Origin of the sequence: Acetobacter senegalensis (genome assembly GCF_001580995.1) — a bacterium.
Taxonomy (GTDB): domain Bacteria; phylum Pseudomonadota; class Alphaproteobacteria; order Acetobacterales; family Acetobacteraceae; genus Acetobacter; species Acetobacter senegalensis.
On record NZ_LHZU01000135.1, the window covers coordinates 32,268 to 56,935 of the forward strand.

Consider the following 24,668-nt stretch of genomic DNA (forward strand, 5'->3'; position numbering starts at 1 on the left):
ATCTGAGAACATGATGGGTCGCCTGCTGTCCCGCGGCATGTTCGCCGGGATACTCGCTTTCCTTTTTGCGCGGATCTTCGGTGAATCGCAGGTGAACCTGTCCATTGCCTACGAGGCTCATCAGGCCGCTCTGGCGCATGAACCGGCCGAACCGGAACTGGTGAGCCGCGCGGTGCAGGCAGGATGGGGGTTGCTGACCGCGATTGTGGTGTACGGCGCAGCGTATGGCGGTCTGTTTGCGGGGCGCTGCTCGGGTGCGCCTATGGCCGCACGTGTGCTTGAGGCCTCATCATGACGGCCGTGACAATTTCTGTGCATCATTATCTTCGCAAACGCCTGCTCAGAACTCTTTATATCACCCATCGCTGGCTGGGGATCAGCATGGGGATACTCATGATGTCGTGGTGCCTTTCAGGGATGGTGATGCTGTGGCAGCCTTGGCCTACCCCAGATCGTGTCTCAGCTGAAAAAGTACATGGTCTTTTCTATCTGCCTACACATCTGCCCCTGATTAACGCCTTGAACGAGTATGGGGCACGCTTCCAGTCGTTCCGCCTCAGCATGACCGGTTCCGAACCAGTTCTCACCCTCGTTCCTATTTCTGGTCCGCCTGTCAGCATTGATTTGAGGACGGGAAGAGCGGGATCCATCACACCAAACGATGCCAGTATGAATGCGGCGGCTTACGCATCCTCAGTTGGGGTGCAAAGTCCGCCTGTTTTTACTGGTACGACCACGGATGACCAGTGGGTGCTTGATACTCCCGGTAGACTGACTGGTTTTGAACGATTTCGCTTTTCAGGTCCGCAAGAACTTGTCGTTTATATATCATCATTGACGGGGGATGTGGTGCAGGCGACTGATACGAGTTCGCGCGCATGGTCCTGGATGGGTGCAATCCCACACTGGCTTTATCCTGCCATATTGCGACGCAATCCTCTGATGTGGAAATGGACCGTCATCTTGCTGGCGGGAATAGGAATGTTTCTGACTGCAACCGGCCTTTCCATCGGCCTTTTACGTCTGAGACGTCGATGGCCATTTTCGTATTATCGTCGCTGGCATCTTGCCCATCATCTTGGCGGCATGATGTTTGGCCTTCTTGCCTTGTCTTGGATCACTACAGGTTTTTTCACCATGAATCCAGGCGGCGTTTTTGCAAGCGAGCGAGAAGCGCGTTCGGCCGTGCATGTGACAGGAAGTGTGACGGGCGAGGAAATCCTCGCAGTTCTTAACCGTATCGTCCGTCTACATACGGTTGACTGGACAGACGTAAGCAGTGCGTTTCTAAAAGGGCATATCTTCTTGGCCGTTACTGATTCTGTTGGCAATCACAAACGGCTTGATGCCCAGTTGTCGCCGTCTCCGCTCACAACAACAGAGTTAGGGGCATCAGCCACCTTTCTGGCATCCCCAGACCTGTACTATTTCAATCGTCCCACGCACACGCGTCATTTCCCTGTCATTCGTATGGCCGCTGCAAACGGAACGCTCTTTTATCTTGACGCACGAACGGGAGAAGTGATCACCGCTTTCGACAGTGCGGCACAAAAGTCCCGCTGGTGGGTGTATGGACCGCACAACATGGACTTCTGGTCGTGGTTGCGGTCTCCTACTGCTCGTTTGATGGTGATATTCCCCACCCTGTGCTGTGTTTTGAGCATCTATATAACCGGCGTCACGATCGGTATGAGACGTCTCGGTTTTATAAAGCGCCGGTAAATGTTCAAATAAACGAGAGAAATATCATTTCTAATGAATAATAAGTTTTAGTGATAAATGATAATATCTTGTCTGAAATATTCTATTTACTCCGTCATAGAATACCATCTGATAGCAATTTGCGATGCAAGTTGCAGCCTCTACGCGTAAGACGCGCCGCCGCGCTTCCCCACCGCGCGGAAAATCCGGCGGCCACATATCCCATCAATATCAATGATGCACGAATGCTACCATGATCCCCTTTGGGGACACCATACTCGCCACTTATCGGAAGGGAGAGGATGAATCGGCATTGTTCTTTTGTGAGATCTTTTGCGCCCAGATAGGGTCTAGCGGCCCCGCTTTGAACGGGGAAATCCATGACATTACTCACGGCCTGTCTCCTATTAGTTCGAATTCTTTAAACAATCATACGTCTAGCCTGTGTCCACTTGCTGGCGGCAAACTTCGTCTAACGGAACAACGGAAATTCAGGACAACGAGATCATGACATCAATAGTCCGGTGCTATGTGCGACAATACATGCTCATCGCGCCTTTTTGCGCCCCGATCAGGTTCTGGACCGCAATATAGGCTTGCGCGTAATGTTTCCCTGATGCGTCTGCTGATATATCGGGAAGAGCCATTATCATCTCCATCGCCGCGTCCAGAAGCGGCCTGAAATGTGCTTCCAGATAGTTGCCGCGTTCGTGATACGTGATTGGTAAATCGGCTACCATCATTTGAAACAGTTCATAACCATTCTGCTGCAATTGTTCTTCTTCTGGCAAAGACACATCACTTCCCAAAAGGGAAACCACACAGGTTCGATCCGGTGCCAGAAGAAGGATCTTCTCAAGCAAAGGATGAAGAACATGCGAAGACCGCTCGATAATAGGCAATCTCATGGGTCGGCCTCTTCTGCGCTCTTTGGCATCTGACCACACCGCCTGAGCAAATCGCGAAGTTGTTTGATAACCGGGAAGACTTCCTGATTGTGATCTCCGCCGAGGTCTTTCCAGGCGGCCTGTTCCAACTCGACAATCTCGCGATCTTCAGAGAAGACGCGCTCCGTGAATGCGACCACTATTGGCCAGGCAATATCCAGTAAAAAAGGCACTTTCAGTCGTTTGATCGACAACAGACCGAAGACACGGTTGGTCAGCTCCTCACGGTCCTGCGGGAGATACGAGATCCACAGTTCCATCACGGGATCCTCAATCCCTTGCGTTTCAATACGCAGGCTCTGATAGGGATATTGTGTCCTGATGGTCATGACGTCCCGATAGGCAAAATCCCGACCGTCACGGCGTCTCTGGCCGTAAATCAGCGCCTCACTCAAAGGCTGCTTGCCGCCCGTTCGTGCAAACGTGTAACGGGCCTCAACAAAATCATCTCCGTGATCCATTCCCAGAAACCGTGGCTTCATTTTGCCGACAAGTCGGCTATGCAGAACCTGGTGATTCATATCCATCAGGTTTTCATGCATGAAACTGTAATGACAGTTCACCACCTGGCCGAAGCGCCGCGTGCGGTAACGTCTGTCTCTCACCCTTGGAAAGTCAGGGAATGGGGTTTTGTCCGCAAGAGACTGATCCCCCATAAAAACAAAAATGAGCCCATCTTTTTCCCGGCAGGCCCAGGTCCTGAGACGCAGACATTGCGCTTCGGCAGAAACATTGGGCGAAACACATTGTCCGTATCGATTATATTTCAAACCATGAGCGATACAGCTTAGAAGATCACCATGGACCTCTCCTTTGGCGAGCAGAACCTGCCGATGGGCGCACAGGCCATCCAGAGCGTAAGGCACACCGCTTTTGGGACGCACGACGACGATATGCCGTCCTGCAAACCGGACATCGATTGCCTTTTCCCGTCCCAATTCACGGAACCAGGCGACAGGATACCAGAAGTCAGGATTGGTTCTGACACGTCTTAAATCGATCTCTGCCGCGCACGCTGAATGGTCTGAAATTTGGTGAAGCTCGTTTTCCATTGCCTCGGCATTTCAACTGGCTCAGCGCAAAGCGAAACGAAGCAACACCCCGACATGGAGCGTCATACCGTCTCTCACAGTTTCTCTGAGCAAGTGTACCCGTTACCAATACCGGACAGAATGCGTCCCTGTCCGGTGACTGAATCTCAAGTGTCTAACGGATCAATGCTGTCTGCAGCACAAAAGCGTCATTCGTATATCGGCCACAAATGATGGGGTAAAAAACTCTGGCCTGAAAAAAGCCGTCGCCTGATTCATCAGGAACGACCGAGGCATGAGGCAGACAGGCATATATTCTCTCCTCCCTTCGGTCATCCCGCCCGACGGTTGGTGGCTGAGCAATGGCAGGTCTCCTGGCTCACGGATCATGGCCAACCGGTTCCAACCTTCCCGTCCCCTATGGGAACAGTGGTCCACGTTCAGAGCGAACGAACCAGCGGCATACCGCCTACAGTTGCGGGAGCAGCCTCCGACTTTGCGCCTGGACGGTCGTCTGACCAGTGCGTGACGGAGTTCCCTATTAACCCGCTTGCGCGGGACCATTGAAGCGTTTGCCTCTGTAACATGCCGCCAAACGCATCCAGCGTGCAAGCTGGAACATCATGGATGGGGCAGAAGGCAGATATCAGTTTTTCGCATGTAGAACATCCGTCTGGCTCGCCGACACGCCGGAAAACAAGCGCCCCGTTGATAATGTCTCTGGCTTTATCTCCTCCAGGTAAGGCTTTGCTTCCATCAACCCATGAACGATATTTATGTTTTTATGAAATAAAATCATTTTTGTTCACTGTATCATTCGGGCATAAAGCAGACACCGCGCTTACCAGTACACATGATGATGACCACGACCTGAGAGAACTGGAAACGAAAATTGGGGCCATCTTGAATCCCCATAAATCAAATTCTGGTTTTTCGTGGTAAAAGGGATGCAGAGCCATAATGATTAAGGACTTTACATTCAGTATCAATCGACTTCGCTTTGATGAGAACTATCATCCATCCGATAAGACGCGCCTCACGACCAATTTCGCCAATCTGGCGAGAGGGGAAAGCCGTCAGGAAAACCTGCGTAATGTCCTGCTGATGATTGACAATCGTTTCAATGATCTGGCCCATTGGGATAATCCCAATAGGGATCGCTATTCCGTCGAGCTTGAAATCATTTCCGTCGACATGGATATCGATTTTTCTGGCAAAAGCGACAGCTTTCCGCTGATCGAAGTTCTGAACACGACGATTGTCGATAAAAAAGCCAACAAGCGCATAGAAGGTCTCACAGGGAACAGTTTTTCCTCGTATGTGCGGGACTATGACTTCAGCGTGTTGCTACCGAAATATAACAAAGATAAGCCAGAATTTAGTGTTCCTGATAATTACGGGAACTTGCATGGAAATCTTTTTAAGAGCGTTGTGAATTCCACGGCGTACAAAAATAATTTCAGGAAGCCCCCTGTCATATGCCTTAGTGTCTCAACCAATCGGATCTATCATCGGACAGAAAATCAGCATCCTGTATTGGGTATTGAATATCAGCAGCGCGAATTTTCCCTGACGGATTACTATTTTGAAAAAATGGGAATGCAGGTTCGCTATTTTATGCCGCCCAATAGCATGGCACCATTGGCGTTCTATTTCTCCGGCGATCTGCTGTCTGATTACTCCGCTCTTGAGCTTATCAGCACCATCAGCACGATGGAGTCTTTCCAGAAAGTTTACCGTCCTGAAATTTACAATGCCAATTCTGTTGCTGCTGATTGTTATCAGCCGAGCCTGAAGCATCAGGACTATTCAAATACCCGAATTGTCTACGATCGCGAGGAGCGCAGCCAGCTGGCGACCGCACAGGGGAAATATACGGAAGAGAATTTCATCAAGCCGTATCACGATGTTCTTGAGCAGTGGTCTGCCAGTTACGCCGTTTGATCAATCAGAAACACAAGGCCATCCCTTATGAAAACACAGCTCCCTACCTCAACGGCCGGCAGCCTGCCCAAACCTTCATGGCTTGCCAAACCCGAGACGCTCTGGTCACCCTGGAAATTGCAGGGTGAGGAACTGATCAAGGGTAAACAGGATGCGCTGCGTCTAACCCTGGACGATCAGGATCGTGCCGGAATTGATATCGTCAGCGATGGTGAGCAGACACGTCAGCATTTCGTCACGTCGTTTATTGAGCATCTCAGTGGTGTCGACTTCGAAAACCGTCAGACGGTTAAAATTCGCAACCGCTACGATGCAAGTGTGCCGTCAGTCGTAGGCACCGTGACGCGTGAGAAGCCGGTCTTTGTCGAGGATGCGAAGTTTTTACGCACACTGACGAAGAAGCCCATCAAGTGGGCGCTGCCTGGCCCTATGACCATGATCGATACACTTTATGACGGCCACTATAAAAGTCGCGAGAAACTGGCCTGGGAATTCGCCAAAATCCTCAATCAGGAAGCCAAAGAGCTGGAGGCGGTAGGCGTCGATATCATCCAGTTTGATGAACCCGCCTTCAATGTTTTCTTTGATGAGGTGAATGACTGGGGTATCGCAACATTAGAAAAAGCTATTGAAGGACTGAAATGCGAAACCGCAGTCCATATCTGCTACGGCTATGGCATCAAAGCCAATATTGACTGGAAAAATACTCTTGGTCAGGAATGGAGACAATATGAAGAGATCTTTCCCAGACTGCAGAAATCCAATATCGATCTGATTTCACTGGAATGTCAGAACTCCCGCGTTCCGATGGATCTGATTGAACTCATTCGTGGAAAAAAGGTCATGGTCGGCGCTATTGATGTGGCAACCAATACCATTGAGACGCCCGAGAAGGTCGCTGACATCTTGCGAAAGGCACTTCAGTTTGTCGATGCCGACAAGCTTTATCCCTGCACCAACTGCGGTATGGCTCCTTTGTCGCGCGAAGTGGCGCGAGGCAAACTCAATGCCTTAGGCGCAGGCGTGGAAATTGTTCGCAAAGAGCTCTCGGTCTGAGAGACCGCTGGATTGGGATTTCGGTGGGAGGAAGAGGCGCAGAGACAACCACGTCGGTGCACTCTTCCGATAGCCTGCTTTTTAGTGTGTCAGTCATGTCAGGCGGAAAGAGGTGCAGCGCCCACTTTTTTCCTGAAGGCTTCAGGCGGAAGATTGAGGCCGCATTTAAATCCAGAACGAAGAAAGCGGTAGTTGTCAGTCGAAACCATGGGAAACTATCCGAATGGATCGCGCAGAAGCGTCACGATAAGCATTTATAAAAATGAATTAAAATGATATATTTTTATCATTATATGAATTTTATGCATTTATTGGACGAGACATGAGTATTCTGGAGCGCAGTCATCTGACAATCATTCGGGAAGTCACGCGAGAGGGCTCGTTGACGGCCGCCGGGATGCGCTTGAATCTGACCCAGCCAGCGCTCAGCCATTCTATCCGCAAGATCGAGCAGCAGCTCGGCGTAAAGATATGGCGGCGAGAGGGACGGTCACTCGTGCTCACCCAGGCAGGGGAATGGCTGTTATCACTGGCGAACCGTCTGCTTCCGCAGTTTGAACTTGCAGAAAATCGCCTTGAACAATTCGCAAATGGCGAGCGCGGTACACTACGCATCGGCATGGAATGCCACCCCTGCTATCAGTGGCTCCTGAAGGTGGTCTCTCCCTATTTAGATAGATGGCCGAAGGTTGATGTGGATGTGCGACAGAAGTTCCAGTTTGGTGGGATTGGCGCGCTGTTCAGTAATGAAGTTGATATTCTGGTCACACCTGATCCGCTTTACAAACCCGGCCTGACGTTCACACCGGTTTTTGATTATGAACTCGTTCTGGCTGTTGGTCCCGAACATCCTTTACGTGAGGAAAAGTTCGTATTGCCGGAGCAGCTTGCAGATGAAACATTGATTACCTATCCCGTTCCGTCAGAACGGCTTGATATTTACACGCAGTTTCTGCAACCAGCCGGGATTGGCCCACGGCAGCAAAAGCAGATTGAGACGACGGACATCATGCTGGTGATGGTGACCCATGGAAGGGGCGTCGCAGCGCTACCGCGCTGGCTGGTGGAAGAGTATGCCTCCCGCTTTGAACTTTACCCTGTAAAACTTGGCAAAAAAGGCATTGCGAAACAGATATTTCTTGGTCGCCGCGAAACTGACGAAGAGATTCAATATCTGCGAGATTTTATCGAATTCGCCGCTTCACCTCATTCAGATCGTTAAGGATTGTTTCCGAAATTCACATTTAGAATATCTTCGCGTCTCTGCTTTTTTACGATGTCCGGTTTCTCTCTTTTCCTTTCGATACCGATGTTCCGTTTACGCCTCACCTCAGCCATTTGACCTTCGATCTGCGTTGCCAGAGAGCAGACATGGGGCCGACCAATCCCTTTGAAACTGCGATTTGTGCATGCGCCTCCTGCGACTACGCGGCCCCTTATTATCTTCCATTCGCTTGAGAATACTAACCATACGGTGATGAACGGTCAGAACTCCGAAACAACTGAGAAAAACGTTCCGCGCCGCTGACCATATTGTGCCTGATAGATTCCGACCCCGCTGCCGTTCCTGAGCTGATAGCGTTTATCGAACAGATTAACGACATCAGCCCGCACCTTGATGTCGTGTCCGAATGGAACCTTTGTGAAGGTGTGTTGGTAGCCAATGTTGAACACGTCATATTCCGGCTCTTTCTCAAGGTTCGCAAAGCCGCTGCGCAGGCCATAACCATAGACGAAATCGACATAGGCCATATCGTGCTTCGTGGTCCACGAAGCGCCGGCTGTCGCGGTGAATTCTCCCTGATGGTCAAGCTGGATGGCGTGACTCTTGATATAGGCCAGCTCAGCCGTATCAAACTGGTATTGTGCGGAATTGATGTCACGAGCCGACGTTTTTACGTAGGAAAAATTCCCGAATAATGACCATGGCCCATGTTTCCATGAACTTCCGAATTCGGCACCGTAGACCCGGCCACGTTTGTAGCTGAATGGTGCCAGGATCACCGCACGGCCGAACTGTCCGAGATCGGTGAGATCGTGCGCCCATTTGGCGTAGGCATCGAGTGTGATCTGGAACTCGGGCGTGATGCGCTGAAGAATGCCCCCATCCACATAGTTTGATTTTTCGACCTTCGTCGCGTCATTGATCAGGTTAGCTGCAGCATTGGTTGTGCCTACGAATTTGGCCAATGTTGATGGATAGACATACTGGGGTGAAGGTGGAGCGAAATAGCGCGAATAACCGATGTGAAGGGTCGTGGTTCGTGTCGGTTTCCAGACCATGTTCGCACGGGGACTCAACTGTCCCTCGTTGCCAAAGGAGGACGCGAACCGGTCGTAACGGATACCATAATTGAACGTCAGATTACGGGTGATCTTGTATTCGTCCTGGATATACGCCCCGGCCTCGACCGACCAGTTGCCTGTGTTGTCGATCAGGCGCACCGGTACATTCGAACTCTGTTTTCCTTGCGCATCGACGGGAAAGGCCAACGTATTGGTATCCAGCCGTTCGGACGTGTATTGCCCCAGAAGACCGGCCCGCAACGTATGGTGGTGCGCTACCTCGTATGACAGATCGAACTGCATGCCGCCGGTTGTGAAGTCGTTGACCTCATGTTCGGAAACACCCTGATAAATCAGGTCACGATCGCGATCGGGCGTGTAATCGATCCGGCCATAACGGAAATAGGGTGATGCCTGAAAGTTCAGCTTGTCCGTTGTACGCTGATAGGAGAGCACAGCGTAGTAATTCTGTTCCGTCTGGCTGTCATTCATCTTCGCCCAGTTCATTGACGGATCATGAGGATTCACGCCGGCCACAGCATAAATGGTGGTATAGTCGGGGCTGTTCACATCGAATGTCTTGAACGAATTGGGAATTTCGAAATCCGCATAGGAGGCGCTGGTGAGCAGCGTCACCCTGCTGACATCGTCAATATGGTAGGACAGGTAGGAGAAGGCTTTTTCCTGCTCCGTCACATCATGAACGGCTCGGAAGGTATCGCTCGGGTTTTCAATACCGATATTGTTACGGGTGAACGACAGCGTGGTGAAATAATCCAGCTTTCCATGCTGGCCACCAAGCTGCGCGGACGGCACGAACGTGTTGTAGCTCCCGCCATAAAGCGAGACCTGGTTGTGCTTCAGGCTGTCGCCGGTCTTGGTGGTCACATCCACCACGCCTGCTGTGCGGAAGCCGAACTGTGCTGGCAGGGTTCCGGTCAGTAGATCCACCGACTGGATGATGCGGGTATCAAGTTCCTGCCCGAAGCCGTTCAGTCCTTCGGGCAGCAGCACACCGTTGACGCGGTAAGTGAGACCCCCGTGCTCTCCACGCACATGGACCTCGCCATAACTGTCGAGCACGACGCCGGGCACACGCAGAAGGATTTGGCTGAAGGCCGCATTCTGTCCCCCAGGTGTGGTGGTAATCTGGTGCTGGTCGATGTGGTAATCGACAGCTCCCAAGCCGGGGAAAATGCGCGCGCGCTCCTGGTTAAGGTGGCCGACGACATTGATGTGCTCAGGGGCGCTTGAGTCGGTCGGAGCCGATTTTCCAGACGGTGTGGCCTTCTTCCGTGCGCTTTTTTTTCTCTCGTGGCGGGCAGATTCGACATTCTGCGTCGCTGATGCGGGCTTGACGGTCATAGTGCCCGTACCCAGAGCGATAGTTTCATCAGCCTTTGCCGTGTTCATGCAGAACCAGCTCAGTCCCGCAGCCACGCAGGAACACAGCATAGCGCGTGAACTCGCGCGAAGTCGGATGCATTTATGACCGGAATTCTCCCCGGAATGCCTGTGCTTATAGGAATAGCATTTGCTATATTTCGAGGTGAGCATGAGGATATGGTTCTTCTGTGAAGGGTGCCCCGAGGGCGGTTGAGCCTAGGAAATCGTGTCGAAAAGCAGTTTGAAGTTGAGAACCAGAATGACAACCGCCTCGATCCACGAGAGCGCGGCGAGTTTCCTGGAAATGACGAACTCGCCCATTTTTCGGCGGTCGGAGACGAACAGGACCAGAGGAATGACGGCAAAGGGCAGTTGTATCGACAGGATGACTTGGCTGAACAGCAGCAACTCGCGATGTACAGCATCTGGCTATTGGTCACGACCTCAGGCGACGGAAGGAAACCCTTCACGATACCCGCCAGAGGCGGGGCTGCCGCCACGACCTGAACGGCGAAGCAAATGGCAATGATGCTCAGAAGCCCGATGATAAAGGCTTCCAGATAGCGGAAGCCCCTGTTCATCAGGAACAGGATAATGAAGGTATCGAGCACCGAGATCACGGCGCCCGCAAGCAAAGGAATCCCGAACAGGAGTTGAAGCGCCACGGCCGTGCCGATGACCTCGGCCAGATCACAGGCGATGATGGCCAGTTCGCAGGCCAGCCACAGTATGATGTTGATGGCCGGTGGAAAATGGTCGCGACAGGCCTGTGCGAGATCCCGCCCGGTCGCGATGCCCAACCGTGCTGACAGGCCCTGGAGTAGGATCGCCATCAGGTTCGACAGCATAATAACGGAAAGCAAGGTGTAGCCGAACTGCGCACCGTCCTGGAGATCGGTCGTCCAATTGCCGGGATCCATATAGCCGACCGAGACCATGTAACCCGACCCCACGAAGGCCAGAAAACGCCGGAGCCAAGATGCGTCGCCAGACGACAGATGCACCGTGGCAAAGGCTTCCGGCAGGCTGTTACTGTCGGTTTCCGTCAGCTTGGCAAAGCGCGAGACTCTAGGTTTCGAGACAGGAGACGGAGTGCTGACGTGAGTGCGATGGGCCATGATGACCCAGTAGATCGTACACTGCGACTATATGCAATATGCTATATTAAAAAGTATATACAAAATTATCATGTATATAATCATATATATAGCATTTGCTATTCTATCCTCATTGGAATATATCTCCCAGACAGAAACAATTCTTCCCAGCAAGCTAGCTGTTAGGTTGTCACTCTCTCCCCCCTCCCCGCTCTTTCTCCTGCGCCCGGATACGCGCTGCCCCGCCCCTCTACGCCAATATACGAAGCAGTTGGTTGCGGGTATCAGGTACCCCGATTTGAACCTACTGGCGCCAAGTCATTGAAATGATGGGGAATTTGATAGGCGTGTGGTGTTACGCGCAACAAAAAACCCCGTCAAGTCAGGGACTTAGCGGGGTTTTGAGGGTATCAATGGTTGCGGGGGCCTGCAACCAAAGAAAACTGCTGCTTGTCAGCGGGTTCGTAGAGAGGCTCGCTGCATGACATAGTCGATTGATAAACAATCGTTTTTATCAATATTCTATCTCGCTGCGCCCTCTTTCGATCAGACCGTGTCAGTCAGCCAGTCCTCGGTTCGAAGACCCTCTACCCGCTGAAATTCACGCAGATTACCGGTCACCACAATCAGCCCTCTGCTCCGGGCATGCCCGGCAATCATGAGGTCATATGGACCTATGATACGGCCATTCCGTTCAAGTTCGGCCCGAATGTCTGCCGTATGGGCGGCCGCTTCACTGTCGAATGGCAGGATCGCCAGCCTTGCCCCAAAGTGCTCGACCTCACGTCTTGTGCGCACGGGATCAGACGAGCGTTCCGCGCCATAAAGCAGTTCATACAGAACCACGTCCGAGATGCAAAGTTCCTCCGCACAACTGTTGAACTTCGGACGCAACCCCTGCGGCCGATCTCGCAATACCCGGATACAGAGGTTCGTATCCAGCAGGTAACGCAGCATTCAGAGCGCCTCACGTTCCTGCATGACCGGCTGGTTCCGCTCTCCCAGATCCAACCCGGGAGCCGCAAAGAAATTATCCCACGCTGCGTCAGCGGGGGCTATGATCCGTCGTGAACCTTCGGACACAATGACGACGTCACGCACTTGCTCCCCGAAGGCGACCATCTTTGGCAGACGCACTGCCTGCGAGCGGTTGGATAGAAAGAGTGTCGTACGGGTCAGCATTGGCACATCCCTCCCAATGGATATGCATCATGTATATCCCATTTCAACAAAGATGTCCCGTACTTTCAGGCTCCTCCGCACCACATGCATACAATCCGGACAGGTGATACAGTGGCCCTTCCGCCTGCCCGATGATGGGATCGCTCTCCGGTCTCCCGGAAAGATAAAAAGACAGCATTCATGACGGACAGGCCACGAAAACGGAGTAACGCTTTCGCTTTGGCAGAAGAGCGGGGGCGCCACTTGGAGGGATGTTTCCAGTGGAGGACAGGGGGCGCCGATTGTTGAACCAGGCGACCCATTTAAGCGTTGCCTACTCAACAGCTTCCCTGTTTTTCCATGACCCCCGGTCGATAGACGAGTTCGGTTTTATAACGTCCGTTAAATAGTCTCTGCGAGGGCGTTATCATAGAGATCCCCAACACTTCCGACAGACGCGACCAGTTCAGCGTCAGCCAGTCTTTGCGTGTAGCAAATGGGTACATATTGGACGGATTCAACCGGTCGTCGCAACACTTTCGATTATATGTTGTTTGAGCAGTTGGTCGAGTGCCTCTGCTGGTGTTTACCAACCGAGTGTTTTGCGTGGCCATGTATTCAGGGCAGGAGCAACCGCATCTAATGCATCGATAACATACTGGCTGCCGGTGCTCATCAATGAAGCTGGTCATGGTCTGAAGCGGCGGCCGAGTTCTCCTTGCATAAAATATGCTAACGCCTTGCGCAGGATTTCATTCGCCTGCTGCAGTTCGCGGGTCACTCACCGCAGGCCCATTGGCGCGCCATGCAGACGGGTCCATTTCGACAGCATGTTAGGATCAATATCCCGCTTTGGAGCGATCATCATCACCGCAGACCACCGCGAAGGACGGTTCTTCTTTTCCTCCAGAACCATGCAGGCTGCAAGTTCGTAAAATTCAGGCAGAAAACGCTTCGGTTTATTGCCCATGAATTCTTCTCACCTCACAGCTCTTTCTGTCTCCACAAAACCTAGGGCAATTCACTATTAGATCCTGTTTTATAGATCCTGTTTTACGAATTCCTTGAGCAGCACAGTTTTGATGTAATTCCGGTGAACGCGCGAGCCGCTTCTGGCCTGCCAGAATCCCAGACACCCGCAATTCCAGCTTCTCCTCAGATGAAGCCCCTCAATCATTATATCCGAAAGGCAGAGTTGCCCATAAATTCTGACTTCATGGAAAAACGTAACGAAAACCAACTTTTTACTTCAGAAATTTAAGAAATAAATCTAAATCTTCAACTGATCTCATGAAGTAAACACTATACCAAACGTCGGAATTTTTCTTCAATACAGACTTTGTGTTCTGGAAAAACTTATTTTTTATGTCTTGCTTAGAAACATCAGGCAACGAACGTGAGGCATAGGAAATTGATCTGGAGTTCTTCAAAACGACAGTAACTTTTGCAAAACGCTTTTCTGGAGCTTCTTGCAGAGATGGAGCCTGAAAATCTGTTTCTCTTGCAATGAGTGACATTACAGACAAAATGTCTGGTGCTATGGCGTCATCTTTAAACAAGGATAAATCAACATTTTTTTTGACAAGAAAAGCTGCCAAAATATACTCAATACTGAATTGTCCTTTTCTACCCGTTTCTGGTTTTGTTACAGTCAAGGCTGCATCTCCTCCAGAAGGAAACGTAACAATTACTTTTTCTATTTCATCCAATGAAAAATTATTATTTTTACGCAACTCTAGGAAAGCAGAAATCGGCAAATAGCTAGCGCCACAACATGGATATAGCTTGAAAATTAGTCCGGGATTTTCAAAGGCCCATTCTTTTCCCCAACCGTTCAGGCATATTGATGGCAGTGCGTCATCCATGCCTAATGTTTTAAAAAATCCAAATTGAGAGTCGAGAATATCTCTATTTCCCTCAACACCAGCAAGAGTTAAGAGAATAGCTGATATAGCAGAACGTGCAGCAAAACCTGCATGAATAGGCTTCACTTCAGTTGAAAACTGAGCGCGTAATCCCGCTGCTTGAGTAGCCGCTATTCCTAAAGCATTACTTAGCAAATCGGGTGTCACGTTTAATAAATACCCAAGGGCAACCGTAGCACCTAAAGGACCCAAAGTTGCTGTTGCATGAAAGCCTGTCTCGTAATGTCTATGGCGCATGGCACGCCCTAACCGCGCCATGGCCTCCACTCCCACACAATACGCCGCTAAGAACTGGATAGCCGTGACATTCGGAATGTTTGGCAAGTATGCAAACAGAGCGGACAATACCACAATGCTGGGGTGGCCTCTTACGTCGGAATGGATATCGTCAAAATCGAGAACATGCGAAAGTGTCCCGTTTAATAATGCCGCTGTTGCCGGGTCCACTACTGTCTCTTGACCAAGGAGGAAGCTGCCTTTTTGCCCAGCCAGCGGCAAAAAAGCTGCTCTCACTTTCTGATAGGCTGGATTATCAATGCCCGCAAAAGCGCAGCCTAGGTAATCGATTAAACCCGACCGAGAAAGCTCAATCACACTTTCTGGAGGATGTGTCGTTAAAGCCAGCTCTGAAAAACGATATGTTAGGGAATAAGGCATAAAAAAACGGCTCCTACACTTTGGAGACAAAGCTGTTTTGTGGCCTTTCCAGACCTAAAATGTCGCGTAATGTTGCGCCCTCATACTCTTTCCTGAACAGTCCTCTTTTCTGCAATTCAGGAACAACATAGTCTACAAAAAGTTCAAATTGTCCCGGAAACCATGCTGGCATGATATTGAAGCCATCAGCCGCGTTACTCTCAAACCACTGCTGCAAATGGTCGGCAATAACAGATGGGGTGCCTTTTAGTACATTATGACCACGTGCCATCCCAACATGTAACGCTAACTCGCGCACGGTCATATTCTCTCTTAAGGCAAGAGCCTTCAAGAGCTCACCCCTGCTTTGGATTTCATCAGAAATAGCAAGATCTGCTGGAAGTGGGCCATCAAGGTCAAATTGCGTAACATCGTGCCCAAGACGTTCTGAAAGAAGCCCAAGCGCACTGGGTAGATCCGTCAATTCTTTTAGTTTTTGATAGTTTTCTTCTACTTCCTTTTCGTCACGACCAATAACCGGGAAGACACCGGGCATAACAACAAGGTCGTTACGCTCTCTACCAAAGGTTACAAGGCGTCCTTTAAGGCTTGCGTAAAATGCTTGCGCTTCTGCCAAATCTCCTTGTGCGGTAAAAACGATGTCCGCTGTACGTGCCGCAAGATTTTGTCCAGGCACTGAGGAACCTGCCTGAATAATAATTGGATGCCCTTGTGGTGGTCGCGATGCATTCAGCGGACCCTGAACCGTAAAAAATTGCCCTTTGTGGTTTAGTTGGTGCATTTTGCTTGGCAGAGCAAAAGTTCCGCTGGTCTTGTCGGCCACAATTGCACCATCGTCCCAACTGTCCCACAACCCTTTGCAAACGTCGACAAATTCTTCCGCTATTTCATAACGGTTGTCGTGACCCGGGTGGGTGGACCGGGTAAAATTAGCAGCAGAGCGTGCGTAACTGGTTGTGACCACGTTCCAGGCTGCACGGCCATTACTGAGGTGATCAAGGGAAGCGAACGTACGCGCCACCTGATAAGGCTCACTATAAGTAGTAGAGACCGTCGCTGCCAGTCCTATATGCCGGGTGGACATGGCAATTGCGCCCAGCAAAGTTGTAGGCTCAAATCGGACCATGGTGGAAGGATGTGCTGTCAGGCTTGATGTCAGGCCATCCGCCAGAAAGAAAAGATCAAACTTGCCACGCTCTGCTATCGCGGCGATTTTCTGGAGAAGTGCTAGGTTTTCTGACCCCGTTTCCGCTTCTGGCACTCTCCATCCTGAAACATGGTGCCCTGTTGCTTGCACAAAAACGCCTAAATGCATTTGTTTTGACATAGCTTTGTCCTTATCAAAATTTCACTATCAAGACTGACGAAGAAAATCGGCAGTGCGCACATGTTGTGGATGGGTAAATAAGTCATGTGAGGGGCCGTGTTCGATAATGCGACCATTCTCCATAAACGCGACGTTACCTTGCAAAGCGCGGGCAAAACTTAGTTCGTGTGTTACAATCACCATGGTCATTGCTTGCTCGCTTAATTGCTTCAGCAATCTCGCCATGCTCTGCACCAGTTCCGGGTCTAATGCCGCCGTAGGCTCATCAAACAACATGACTTCAGGCTGCATGATAAGCGCTCTGACAATGGCAACACGCTGCTGCTGACCACCAGAGAGTGATGGCGGGAGAGCATTTGCGTGACTTTCCAAACCCACAGTTTTTAAAAGAGCCAATGCCTGATCTATAACATCCCCTCTCTTTTTCTTGAGGATTTTAATTGGCGCAATGACAATATTTTCCAAAACGGAAAGATGTGGGAAAAGGTTGTATTGTTGAAAAACCATGCCTATTTGGGTTCTCTGGCGTGCAATTTCTCGACCGGAGAGTTCGTATAGCTTGTCACCAGTTTGTCTGTAACCGATGATTTCACCGTTCAGCCGAATAATGCCACTATCAATACGATCAAGATGATTAATGCACCGTAGTAATGTGGACTTTCCAGAACCCGAAGGGCCAAGTAGCACACAAGTCTGTCCCGATGGTACAATTAAGTTGATGTCATCAAGGATGGTTTTCCCTGAAATTTTTCTGGAAACACCTGATATTTCAAGACCGCTCATAACGGCTGATCCTTACGCGAAAGTCGCCCCTCCACCCAGTATTGCCCTATGGATAAGAGAGACGTGACAACAAGATACCAGAGAGAGGCAACAATCAGGAGCGGTATAACATCATATGTGCGTTCATAAATTTCCTGAGCAGAATACAGTACATCCTGCAATGCTATCACAGAAACAACAGATGTTGCTTTTAATGTGCTTATAATCTGATTGCCCGCAGCAGGTAAAATGACTCTGAATGCCTGTGGAAAAACAATGCTATACATCACGCCAGAATTGGTAAACCCTAACGCCCGAGCGGCATCCCGCTGTCCAGTTGGAATACTCCGTAAGCCGGTACGTATAATTTCACTGGTATATGCGGCGTCATGAAGAACCAATGCTAGAACTGCTGCGGAAAAGCCGGTCAACACATGGTTTGTTGGGAAAGAATATAGCTCGCCCAAACCGGGCAGGGCCAAAACTAAGCGCGGATACAACGCGGCAATATTGAACCAGAAAAATAACTGTACAAGCATGGGAACAGAACGAAAAACCCATACATAAAACCAGCTTACACTTTGTAGTAGCCTACTATCGGCCTGCCGCATTGCTGCTAAAACAGTACCAAGTGGAAAGCCAAAAAAAACTGCAAAGAATGTCAGTTCAAGCGTGATCAGCAAGCCTTTGAGCAGGGCTGGTGCAGTAAAATCTGCAAAAACGATCTGCCATTCAAAACGAGGGTTTTTAAAAATTGAATACAGAAGTGCGGCAACACAGGCGGCAACCACTATGGTCGCAAGGCGTTCCGCAATTTTTGTTTTGGGCACAATAACAAGGTTATGGCTCATGTAAGGCCCTTCCATCATTTTGTGCGCCTACGGAATTTAGAATATCCATATTGCTATAACTTTTTCCAATTTCACCGTAAGAAATACCCCATTTACCAAGTATTTTCTGGTAAATGCCGAGCTCTATTAAACGATTAACTGCATCTGTTATAACCGGTGTTAGCGAGGACTGGCGGGGTAAGCCCATTCCAACATAGCTTCCGTGGCGGTCTAGTGTAGCAGTAAGAACAACTTGGCCGTGGCTGCCTTGCGCCATGGCCTTTACGCCTTCGTAAGGGCCAAGAAAATAAGGAACACGCCCACTAATAATAGCCTGAACACCTGCTGGGCGGGATGGAAAAAGCATGACAGTAATAGGCGCTGCCCCCGCTTGTTTGCAGTCTCGACTATGGTTTTGCAGCACAGTTGCATTTTCTGTGCCAGATCCTGCTCCTATAGTGAAACCGCATAAATCATGCCACTGGGTCACCTGTCCTTGCGTTGTAGCCAAACCTAGGAGGCCAAGGCGCTTGTCATCAAAATAGGAAACAAAATCTATTTTTTTGAGCCGTGTTTCTGTTACATTCAGGTTAGCCAAAGCGACATCATAACGATGGCTGGCAAGCCCAAGGACCGTGCTTCCCAAGCTTCCAGGGTTCGCCCAGTACAGCTTTAACCCCAGTAGTTGGGCTACAGCTGCCATGATATCGATCTCCCTGCCCTGCAACTGCATCGTATCTGGCGTAAGAAACACCGTGGGTGGCGTTGTCGGGTGAGTGGCAACCAACAACGCTCCACTGCGCCTGTATTCAGCCGGGACACGCTTTTGCAGATCCTGTGCAACAGGCACGGAAATATCTGTTTGGTACGGAATAAAATTTTCCGCCTTGCGCCCTAAGTTCTGAACCAGAAAAAGGCCTAGAACCATAAGAACACCCGCACAAAACACCTCTTTCTTCATGAAAAAAGTGACTTGCTTTTAGAAACTTGCATTAACGCGTCCATAGTAATATGCGCCATAAATAGGCAGACTGGATGCAACCTGATCATACGGGCGTGTGCCAAGATAGTTGTTTTGTGTCGGAACATGCCGTGGCCGTTGGTTGAAAATATTATTCGCGCCAATGGAAGCATGCCAGTGTCGGTTAAAGCGATACCCCACTTCCAGATCAGTCATCCAGACAGGTGTGTTGCTGAATTCAGAAAACTGAGATGTGGAATATCTGACGGCCGCAGGCGCTAGATCCTGATATGTTAGCAGCGATGTAGTCTGCCCATAACGTGTCTGGCGCACATTTACATCCCACACACCGTTGCTCCAGAATGCATTCAGCACAATTTTGCTCCGTGGCGAGGCTGTGGTGAGGTAACCAATTGTCTGGGCACTTACCAAGGGGTTGCCATCAGCATTTGTATTAACATGATGCAGGCGGGTACGATTGAGATTAAGCATCATGGAAAGTGTAAGGTTTCCATATTGGTGCAAATGCAGAAGGTAGTCAGCCTGAAGATCCAAACCTTGTGTGCGGGTGCTTGCTGCGTTTGCCATATAGTTGGCTTTGATGTTGTTAAGGTCGACATTTCCGCCTGTAGGAAGCTCCATGCCTGTCAGGGCAATAGCATCATACGCCGTCTGACCATTCACAAATCCTGATCCAATGATGCGGTCTCGAATATTGATCTGGTAAACATCTGCCGAGATATGGAAGCCATCAATCGGCTCCAGAATAATGCCACCTTCAACATTGGTAGATCGTTCAGGTTTGAGATGTTGTGCCCCAATTGAGCGACCAGCCTCACTGGTTGTTGACAACAGCCCCGAAGCTCCGGTGGGGGTTACGCCGAGGTTACTGAAATGCTCTTCAGCCAAAGATGGCGCACGAAACCCGTTACTAACTGTCCCACGTATGGCAATACGCTTGGTAAAGTCGTAACGTGTGCTGACTTTACCATTTTCTGTGTTGCCAAAGTCCGTATAATGCTCAAAACGGCCAGCGAAATCGAGATCCCAATGTTTAAGTGGGTGGAAATCTCCATCTATATAACCGGCCCATACATTTCTGTCCCAATGGCCAGCATTATAGGGTGAGAGCGCTGTAGAAGAGGCCATCCCCCCTTCTGAATATGAAGCCAGATCGCCTGCGCGAATGCCATACATTTCCAGCCTGTGCTCAGCGCCCATGGCAAGAGTGACAGGTATGGCATGAGCAATAGAGAAATTACGCCTTAGATCAAGATTACTGGTCCATTGGGATAAGGTGAAATTTGATGCTCTTACTTTAGTGGGAGAATAGCCATATTTTTTATAATAGCCCGAATTGAAGGTATCTTTGTTATCAATCCGGTCATTATCTTCTCCGTATAGAGTGCTAATATCCCAATCAAATCCTAGAAGGTTTTTGCCACGGAGGCCAATATTGGCCTGGTAGTCGTCCTCATCAATGATTTCTAGCGGTGAGAAGCCTGCTGGGAATGCTGTTGGTGCTACTGTTGGCAGGCGGTAGTGCTCTATGGCCTCAGCATGACGATGCGCATAAGTAATCAAGCCGTAGCTTTCTATCCCTTCCGTAATAGGCTTTGCCCATTCCAGAGCAAGGTTGCCTCTTGTTTCTTCTGGCGTGGAAAGACTTTTATCAGACGTAGGTGCCCAGGAAGACCCTGGCGACCATTGGTGGCTCCAGACACTTTTAGAACTGTTGATGAAATGGTCTGTATGGTACACTTGGCCACTCAAATGCAGGAAGCCATCCCGCCCCAACTTCATTCCGCCATCTATACCAACAGAATATTGCCAGCCGTCACCGTTATAGGCATTCGCTCCTGTTTGAGCCGAAGCATCCAGACCATGGTCTGTTTTCTTTGTGATGATATTGACAACCCCGGCAATGGCGTCTGACCCATACATAGCGGCCGCACCATCCCGCAGAATTTCTATGTGGTCAATTGCGTTAGCTGGTATCATATTCAGATCCACAGCTGTTGACCCTTGCTGTGGACCTGCTGCTGCCGTCAGATTGGCTGTTGTATGCCTGCGCTTGCCATCCACAAGAACCAAAACTTCATTAGGGTTCAACCCACGCATACGAATTGCAGAGGTAAGCGCCCCTGTTTCTGTCGGTAAAGTTGCCATGGTAATGGACGGGTCAACACGCGTTATTGCATCAGCCAGATTCAGTTGGCCTGACCTCCGTAAAGTTGCGGCAGAGACAACGGTTATAGGCGATGTACTATCGCGGGCTTTCCGGTTGGTCGCATGGGTCCCTGTAACAATGACAGATTCTGATTTTTCACTGGAAGACGTCCCTGCGTCCACCACATCGGCCGGAGCAACAGAGGCATTATTACTATACCGAGTATTCTGAGCATGGGCGGCAGAAAGAGGAAGAGCCGCACAGACGCCAATAAGCAAATACCGCTTTTTTGTGTGGTTTATATGTTGAAAAAAAAGATCACCACTCAACGACATTACCCTGCGCCTTTATAATTTAACTATTTAATATAGTTGATATAAAATACACCCACACAATCTTCCGTCAATAAGGGCGCATGATTTCACGATGGTTTTTTGATGAATAAATATTAATGCCTTAACGGGCCAAAAATGACGCTACCAATCTCCCTAATTTAGATAAGTTTCCACAAAAAGGATCGTGAAATTGCAAAATGAGAAAACAATCTGGCAACTAGTTGACCAGAAAGGCCCCGTTTTTGAAACTTTAAGTGAGAGTGTGTGGGACGTGCCCGAAACAAATTTTCAGGAGGTTTCTTCTTGTGCACTTCATAGAGAAACGCTCTTGGAGCAAGGGTTCAGGGTTACAGAGTGTGCAGGAGGCCTAAAAACTGCTGTCATGGGGGAAAGTGGCAAAGGCGGTCCGGTCATTGCTTTTCTGGGGGAGTTTGATGCACTCCCCAACCTCAGTCAGCAGGCCAATGTTTCCCACCCTGCCCCGATTACTCCAGACGGTAATGGGCATGGGTGTGGGCATAATTTATTAGGCGCGGGTGCGCTGGCAGCTGCAACAGCGGTAAAAGACTGGCTGGAACAGACGGGAACACCAGGCACGGTGAGATATTACGGCTGCCCCGCTGAAGAAGGCGGTGCGGGAAAAGTGTTCATGATCCGTAATGGCGCATTTGATGGCGTGGATTGTGCTATTAGTTGGCACCCTTTCGCTTTTACCACTGTCTGCCCTCCCTCTTCTCTTGCCAATGTCTGCATGGACTTTGTTTTCACCGGCCGGTCATCCCATGCTGCGATGTCCCCTCATCTCGGGCGTTCAGCGCTGGATGCAGCGGAGCTTATGAATGTCGGTGTCAATTACTTACGCGAACACATGCTGCCAACCTCCCGTATCCACTACGCTTATATAAATGCAGGTGGAAAAGCGGCGAATGTCGTTCAGTCAGAAACGCGTATTCGTTACATGATACGCGCTGAAAAACTGGAAGATCTTTTTCCGCTACAAAAGCGAGTGGAAAATATTGCGCATGGCGCCGCGCTGATGACTGAAACACAAGTTGATATCCAGGTTTTAAGCGGTATGGCTAACCTCATGCCCGCGCCAAAGCTGGAAAAACTGATGCAGCATAATATTGAAGAGCTTGGTCCACTACCTTTAAGCCCGACAGACTATCACTATGCTCAGGATATTCAGGCAACCATTCCACAAACCGACATCGTATCCGCGTATAGCATGATGGAAATTCCCTATCAGGAAAATGTCTCTATCTTTAATGAGATTATTCCGTACCGGCCTTATTTCACAAAAAATATCTTAGGTTCAACAGACGTTGGCGATGTGAGTTGGATTGTACCAACCGTGCAATTACTTGCAACCACCATGGCAGTCGGAACCTCGCTTCATTCATGGCAGGCTACTGCACAGGGGAAGTCCTCCCTTGCTCATAAGGGCATGCTGCATGCAGCCAAAATCATGGCTGCAACAGCCATTAATATCCTTGAAAATCCATCGATACTGGAAAAAGAAAACAAAAAACGAGATTATAAAGCCATCATTCCAAAAACGGTTGAACCGCCGTCAACGCATGAGCCACGATGAAAGAGGAATTCTATTGGTTTTTAATTTCTGAACTCTTGCTTCAAAGGTGCAGTAAGTAGTGGCTTGCACTAGGCTCAGGACCGATTGATATGGACGGAAGGATGTGATTCAGGCTCCTTGAGGAGACAGAAGATGAGTGATCTGTAGTGGCTGCCGGACCAGCAGATGGATCGTCTGCGACCCTTTTTCCCGGAGAGCCATGACAAACCTCGTGTTGACGACTGTCGTATGTTGAGCGGGATTATTTTCGTGAACCGAAATGGTCTGCGCTGGCGTGATGCTCCCCGGGAATACGGTCCACACAAGACGCTCTACAACCGCTGGAAGCGCTGGAGTGCTATGGGGATATTCATCCGCATGATGGAGGGACTGACTACCGGCGAGGTAGAGCCTCAGACGATCATGATTGATGCGACCTATCTCAAGGCCCATCGCACGGCGTCAAGCCTGCGGTTAAAAAAGGGGGGCCAGGCCGTCTGATCGGACGGACCAAAGGCGGGATGAATACGAAACTGCATGCCGTCACCGACCGGAACGGACGTCCGCTCGACTTCTTCATGACAGCAGGTCAGTGATTACACCGGGGCGGCTGCCCGTCTGGACGGTCTTCCACCGGCCGAATGGATGCTGGCAGATCGGGGCTATGACGCTGACTGGTTCCGGGATGCCCTGGAGGAAAAAGGGATCAGGCCCTGCATTCCGGGAAGAAGATCCCGCGGAAAACCAGTCAAATACGACAAGCGAAAATACAAAAGACGCAACCGCATCGAAATCATGTTCGGCCGCCTCAAGGACTGGCGGCGGGTCGCAACACGCTATGACAGATGCCCGACCGTCTTCTTCTCAGCCATCTGCCTCGCTGCAACCGTCTTGTTCTGGTTATGAGTCCTGAGCCCAGCGAACAATTAGTTGACCCTGTTGCAGCCAGGGCGAGTAAATGCACGGTTTATCAGCAGGATACTAAGATGAATTTTATCGGTTGCGTAGATCAGAAGTTCGCGGTCAACGTAAATCTCGCGGAAACTGGTTCAACCGGGTGCCCTGTCGCTCCACTACTTTCAGTGGAAGTCGGAGTCAGGCGATAGTCATACGCGTATTGCGCTGCGTACCCCCTGTTATTGAACATATTGAAAACATTGGCTTCAAGTCGGAGATTTTTTGTGAACCTGTATCCAACCATCATATTGAGCTCCTGATATCCTGAGGACCGGAGAGAGTTATCTTCCACCAGCGGATATCCGCCCAACCAGCGCACCTGCAGGCTTCCATACCAGGGACCATGAGAATCAGCCAGAACGCCAAACGACCATACAAACTTGGGGGCATTTGTCACGAACAACCCGTCAATCCCGTAATAAGCCGGATCGTGCGTCCGATAGCGGGCCCGCGCGAAAGACAGGTCTGTGTTGAATTCAAGCCAGGAAAGAGGATTGTATTGTGCAGAAAACTCGACACCTTCCCGGCGGCTTGCAGGGCCTGGCGAATTCACCCCGTCGTC

Annotated in this window: 18 protein-coding genes, 4 pseudogenes and 1 riboswitch; of the genes and pseudogenes, 7 read left to right on the forward strand and 15 right to left on the reverse strand. The window is 50.1% G+C overall.

Annotated elements, in window-relative coordinates:
- Nucleotides 1-10: 10 nt before the first annotated feature.
- Nucleotides 11-241, forward strand: a pseudogene (locus AD948_RS10595) (CbtA family protein); the annotation flags it as partial.
- Between the two features lie 176 nt (nucleotides 242-417).
- Complete coding sequence (locus AD948_RS10600; protein WP_248845996.1) at nucleotides 418-1,722, forward strand: hypothetical protein; 1,305 nt, start codon at nucleotides 418-420, stop codon at nucleotides 1,720-1,722.
- Between the two features lie 506 nt (nucleotides 1,723-2,228).
- Here the strand turns inward: AD948_RS10600 and AD948_RS10605 are convergent.
- Nucleotides 2,229-2,522, reverse strand: a complete 294-nt coding sequence (locus tag AD948_RS10605; protein ID WP_237915041.1) for a hypothetical protein — start codon at nucleotides 2,520-2,522, stop codon at nucleotides 2,229-2,231.
- A gap of 83 nt (nucleotides 2,523-2,605) precedes the next feature.
- Nucleotides 2,606-3,700: a Rieske 2Fe-2S domain-containing protein gene (locus AD948_RS10610; RefSeq protein ID WP_061471921.1), complete on the reverse strand. Its 1,095-nt coding sequence runs from the start codon at nucleotides 3,698-3,700 to the stop codon at nucleotides 2,606-2,608.
- A 326-nt stretch (nucleotides 3,701-4,026) separates the two neighbouring features.
- A riboswitch (cobalamin riboswitch) is annotated at nucleotides 4,027-4,259 on the reverse strand.
- A 380-nt stretch (nucleotides 4,260-4,639) separates the two neighbouring features.
- Between AD948_RS10610 and AD948_RS10620 the strand changes: the two genes are divergently transcribed.
- The 3 genes from AD948_RS10620 (at nucleotide 4,640) to AD948_RS10630 (ending at nucleotide 7,901) form a co-directional block, all read left to right on the forward strand.
- A complete protein-coding gene (locus tag AD948_RS10620) occupies nucleotides 4,640-5,623 on the forward strand; it encodes a DUF1852 domain-containing protein (RefSeq protein ID WP_061471925.1) in 984 nt (327 codons plus the stop codon).
- A gap of 27 nt (nucleotides 5,624-5,650) precedes the next feature.
- Nucleotides 5,651-6,679 carry a methionine synthase gene (locus AD948_RS10625; protein ID WP_061471927.1) on the forward strand — a complete coding sequence of 343 codons (1,029 nt, stop codon included), beginning with the start codon at nucleotides 5,651-5,653 and terminating at the stop codon, nucleotides 6,677-6,679.
- A gap of 322 nt (nucleotides 6,680-7,001) precedes the next feature.
- Nucleotides 7,002-7,901, forward strand: a complete 900-nt coding sequence (locus AD948_RS10630; RefSeq protein ID WP_061471930.1) for a LysR family transcriptional regulator — start codon at nucleotides 7,002-7,004, stop codon at nucleotides 7,899-7,901.
- Nucleotides 7,902-8,164: 263 nt separating this feature from the next.
- Here AD948_RS10630 and AD948_RS10635 read toward each other — a convergent pair whose 3' ends face one another.
- The 12 genes and pseudogenes from AD948_RS10635 to AD948_RS10690 all read right to left on the reverse strand — a co-directional run bounded on the left by AD948_RS10635 (nucleotide 8,165) and on the right by AD948_RS10690 (nucleotide 21,576).
- Complete coding sequence (locus AD948_RS10635; RefSeq protein WP_248845997.1) at nucleotides 8,165-10,378, reverse strand: TonB-dependent receptor; 2,214 nt, start codon at nucleotides 10,376-10,378, stop codon at nucleotides 8,165-8,167.
- Nucleotides 10,379-10,567: 189 nt separating this feature from the next.
- Nucleotides 10,568-11,469 (reverse strand): annotated as a pseudogene (locus tag AD948_RS17800) (Nramp family divalent metal transporter).
- Nucleotides 11,470-11,994: 525 nt separating this feature from the next.
- A complete protein-coding gene (gene vapC / locus AD948_RS10650; protein WP_061471936.1) occupies nucleotides 11,995-12,405 on the reverse strand; it encodes a type II toxin-antitoxin system tRNA(fMet)-specific endonuclease VapC in 411 nt (136 codons plus the stop codon).
- Nucleotides 12,406-12,630: a type II toxin-antitoxin system VapB family antitoxin gene (vapB, locus tag AD948_RS10655; protein WP_061471938.1), complete on the reverse strand. Its 225-nt coding sequence runs from the start codon at nucleotides 12,628-12,630 to the stop codon at nucleotides 12,406-12,408.
- Nucleotides 12,631-12,808: 178 nt separating this feature from the next.
- Nucleotides 12,809-13,119: pseudogene (locus tag AD948_RS18740) on the reverse strand (integrase core domain-containing protein); the annotation flags it as partial.
- Between the two features lie 271 nt (nucleotides 13,120-13,390).
- The gene (locus tag AD948_RS10660) at nucleotides 13,391-13,579 is read right to left on the reverse strand and encodes a hypothetical protein (protein ID WP_061471940.1); all 189 of its coding nucleotides are present in this window, start codon (nucleotides 13,577-13,579) and stop codon (nucleotides 13,391-13,393) included.
- A 274-nt stretch (nucleotides 13,580-13,853) separates the two neighbouring features.
- On the reverse strand, nucleotides 13,854-15,191 hold the full coding sequence (locus AD948_RS17805) for an MmgE/PrpD family protein (RefSeq protein WP_082782401.1): 1,338 nt from the start codon (nucleotides 15,189-15,191) through the stop codon (nucleotides 13,854-13,856).
- 13 nt (nucleotides 15,192-15,204) lie between these two features.
- The gene (locus tag AD948_RS10670; protein ID WP_061471944.1) at nucleotides 15,205-16,518 is read right to left on the reverse strand and encodes an LLM class flavin-dependent oxidoreductase; all 1,314 of its coding nucleotides are present in this window, start codon (nucleotides 16,516-16,518) and stop codon (nucleotides 15,205-15,207) included.
- Nucleotides 16,519-16,545: 27 nt separating this feature from the next.
- The gene (locus AD948_RS10675; RefSeq protein ID WP_061471945.1) at nucleotides 16,546-17,301 is read right to left on the reverse strand and encodes an amino acid ABC transporter ATP-binding protein; all 756 of its coding nucleotides are present in this window, start codon (nucleotides 17,299-17,301) and stop codon (nucleotides 16,546-16,548) included.
- Nucleotides 17,298-18,131, reverse strand: coding sequence for an amino acid ABC transporter permease (locus AD948_RS10680; protein ID WP_169797408.1), 834 nt, complete (start codon nucleotides 18,129-18,131; stop codon nucleotides 17,298-17,300). The genes AD948_RS10675 and AD948_RS10680 overlap by 4 nt, the downstream gene beginning before the upstream one ends.
- On the reverse strand, nucleotides 18,121-19,071 hold the full coding sequence (locus AD948_RS10685) for a transporter substrate-binding domain-containing protein (protein WP_061471949.1): 951 nt from the start codon (nucleotides 19,069-19,071) through the stop codon (nucleotides 18,121-18,123). The genes AD948_RS10680 and AD948_RS10685 overlap by 11 nt, the downstream gene beginning before the upstream one ends.
- An 18-nt stretch (nucleotides 19,072-19,089) precedes the next feature.
- On the reverse strand, nucleotides 19,090-21,576 hold the full coding sequence (locus AD948_RS10690; protein ID WP_082782403.1) for a TonB-dependent receptor plug domain-containing protein: 2,487 nt from the start codon (nucleotides 21,574-21,576) through the stop codon (nucleotides 19,090-19,092).
- A gap of 184 nt (nucleotides 21,577-21,760) precedes the next feature.
- On the opposite strand from AD948_RS10690, the gene AD948_RS10695 reads away from it, so the two are divergent.
- Both AD948_RS10695 and AD948_RS17810 read left to right on the forward strand, forming a co-directional pair.
- Entirely contained in the window at nucleotides 21,761-23,170 is a 1,410-nt protein-coding gene (locus AD948_RS10695) for an amidohydrolase (RefSeq protein WP_237938452.1), read from the forward strand.
- Nucleotides 23,171-23,320: 150 nt separating this feature from the next.
- Nucleotides 23,321-24,055: pseudogene (locus tag AD948_RS17810) on the forward strand (IS5 family transposase).
- Nucleotides 24,056-24,158: 103 nt separating this feature from the next.
- On the opposite strand, the gene AD948_RS18745 reads toward AD948_RS17810, so the two are convergent.
- Entirely contained in the window at nucleotides 24,159-24,659 is a 501-nt protein-coding gene (locus tag AD948_RS18745; RefSeq protein ID WP_237938453.1) for a TonB-dependent receptor domain-containing protein, read from the reverse strand.
- Nucleotides 24,660-24,668 lie beyond the last annotated feature (9 nt).

Coding starts and splice junctions, on each gene's coding strand:
- AD948_RS10600 (WP_248845996.1), top strand. CDS start 418: ATGGTGATGCTGTGGCAGCCTTGGCCTACCCCAGATCGTGTCTCAGCT.
- AD948_RS10610 (WP_061471921.1), bottom strand. CDS start 3,700: ATGGAAAACGAGCTTCACCAAATTTCAGACCATTCAGCGTGCGCGGCA.
- AD948_RS10620 (WP_061471925.1), top strand. CDS start 4,640: ATGATTAAGGACTTTACATTCAGTATCAATCGACTTCGCTTTGATGAG.
- AD948_RS10625 (WP_061471927.1), top strand. CDS start 5,651: ATGAAAACACAGCTCCCTACCTCAACGGCCGGCAGCCTGCCCAAACCT.
- AD948_RS10630 (WP_061471930.1), top strand. CDS start 7,002: ATGAGTATTCTGGAGCGCAGTCATCTGACAATCATTCGGGAAGTCACG.
- AD948_RS10635 (WP_248845997.1), bottom strand. CDS start 10,378: ATGAACACGGCAAAGGCTGATGAAACTATCGCTCTGGGTACGGGCACT.
- vapC (WP_061471936.1), bottom strand. CDS start 12,405: ATGCTGCGTTACCTGCTGGATACGAACCTCTGTATCCGGGTATTGCGA.
- vapB (WP_061471938.1), bottom strand. CDS start 12,630: ATGCTGACCCGTACGACACTCTTTCTATCCAACCGCTCGCAGGCAGTG.
- AD948_RS10660 (WP_061471940.1), bottom strand. CDS start 13,579: ATGGGCAATAAACCGAAGCGTTTTCTGCCTGAATTTTACGAACTTGCA.
- AD948_RS17805 (WP_082782401.1), bottom strand. CDS start 15,191: ATGCCTTATTCCCTAACATATCGTTTTTCAGAGCTGGCTTTAACGACA.
- AD948_RS10670 (WP_061471944.1), bottom strand. CDS start 16,518: ATGTCAAAACAAATGCATTTAGGCGTTTTTGTGCAAGCAACAGGGCAC.
- AD948_RS10675 (WP_061471945.1), bottom strand. CDS start 17,301: ATGAGCGGTCTTGAAATATCAGGTGTTTCCAGAAAAATTTCAGGGAAA.
- AD948_RS10680 (WP_169797408.1), bottom strand. CDS start 18,131: ATGAGCCATAACCTTGTTATTGTGCCCAAAACAAAAATTGCGGAACGC.
- AD948_RS10685 (WP_061471949.1), bottom strand. CDS start 19,071: ATGAAGAAAGAGGTGTTTTGTGCGGGTGTTCTTATGGTTCTAGGCCTT.
- AD948_RS10690 (WP_082782403.1), bottom strand. CDS start 21,576: ATGTCGTTGAGTGGTGATCTTTTTTTTCAACATATAAACCACACAAAA.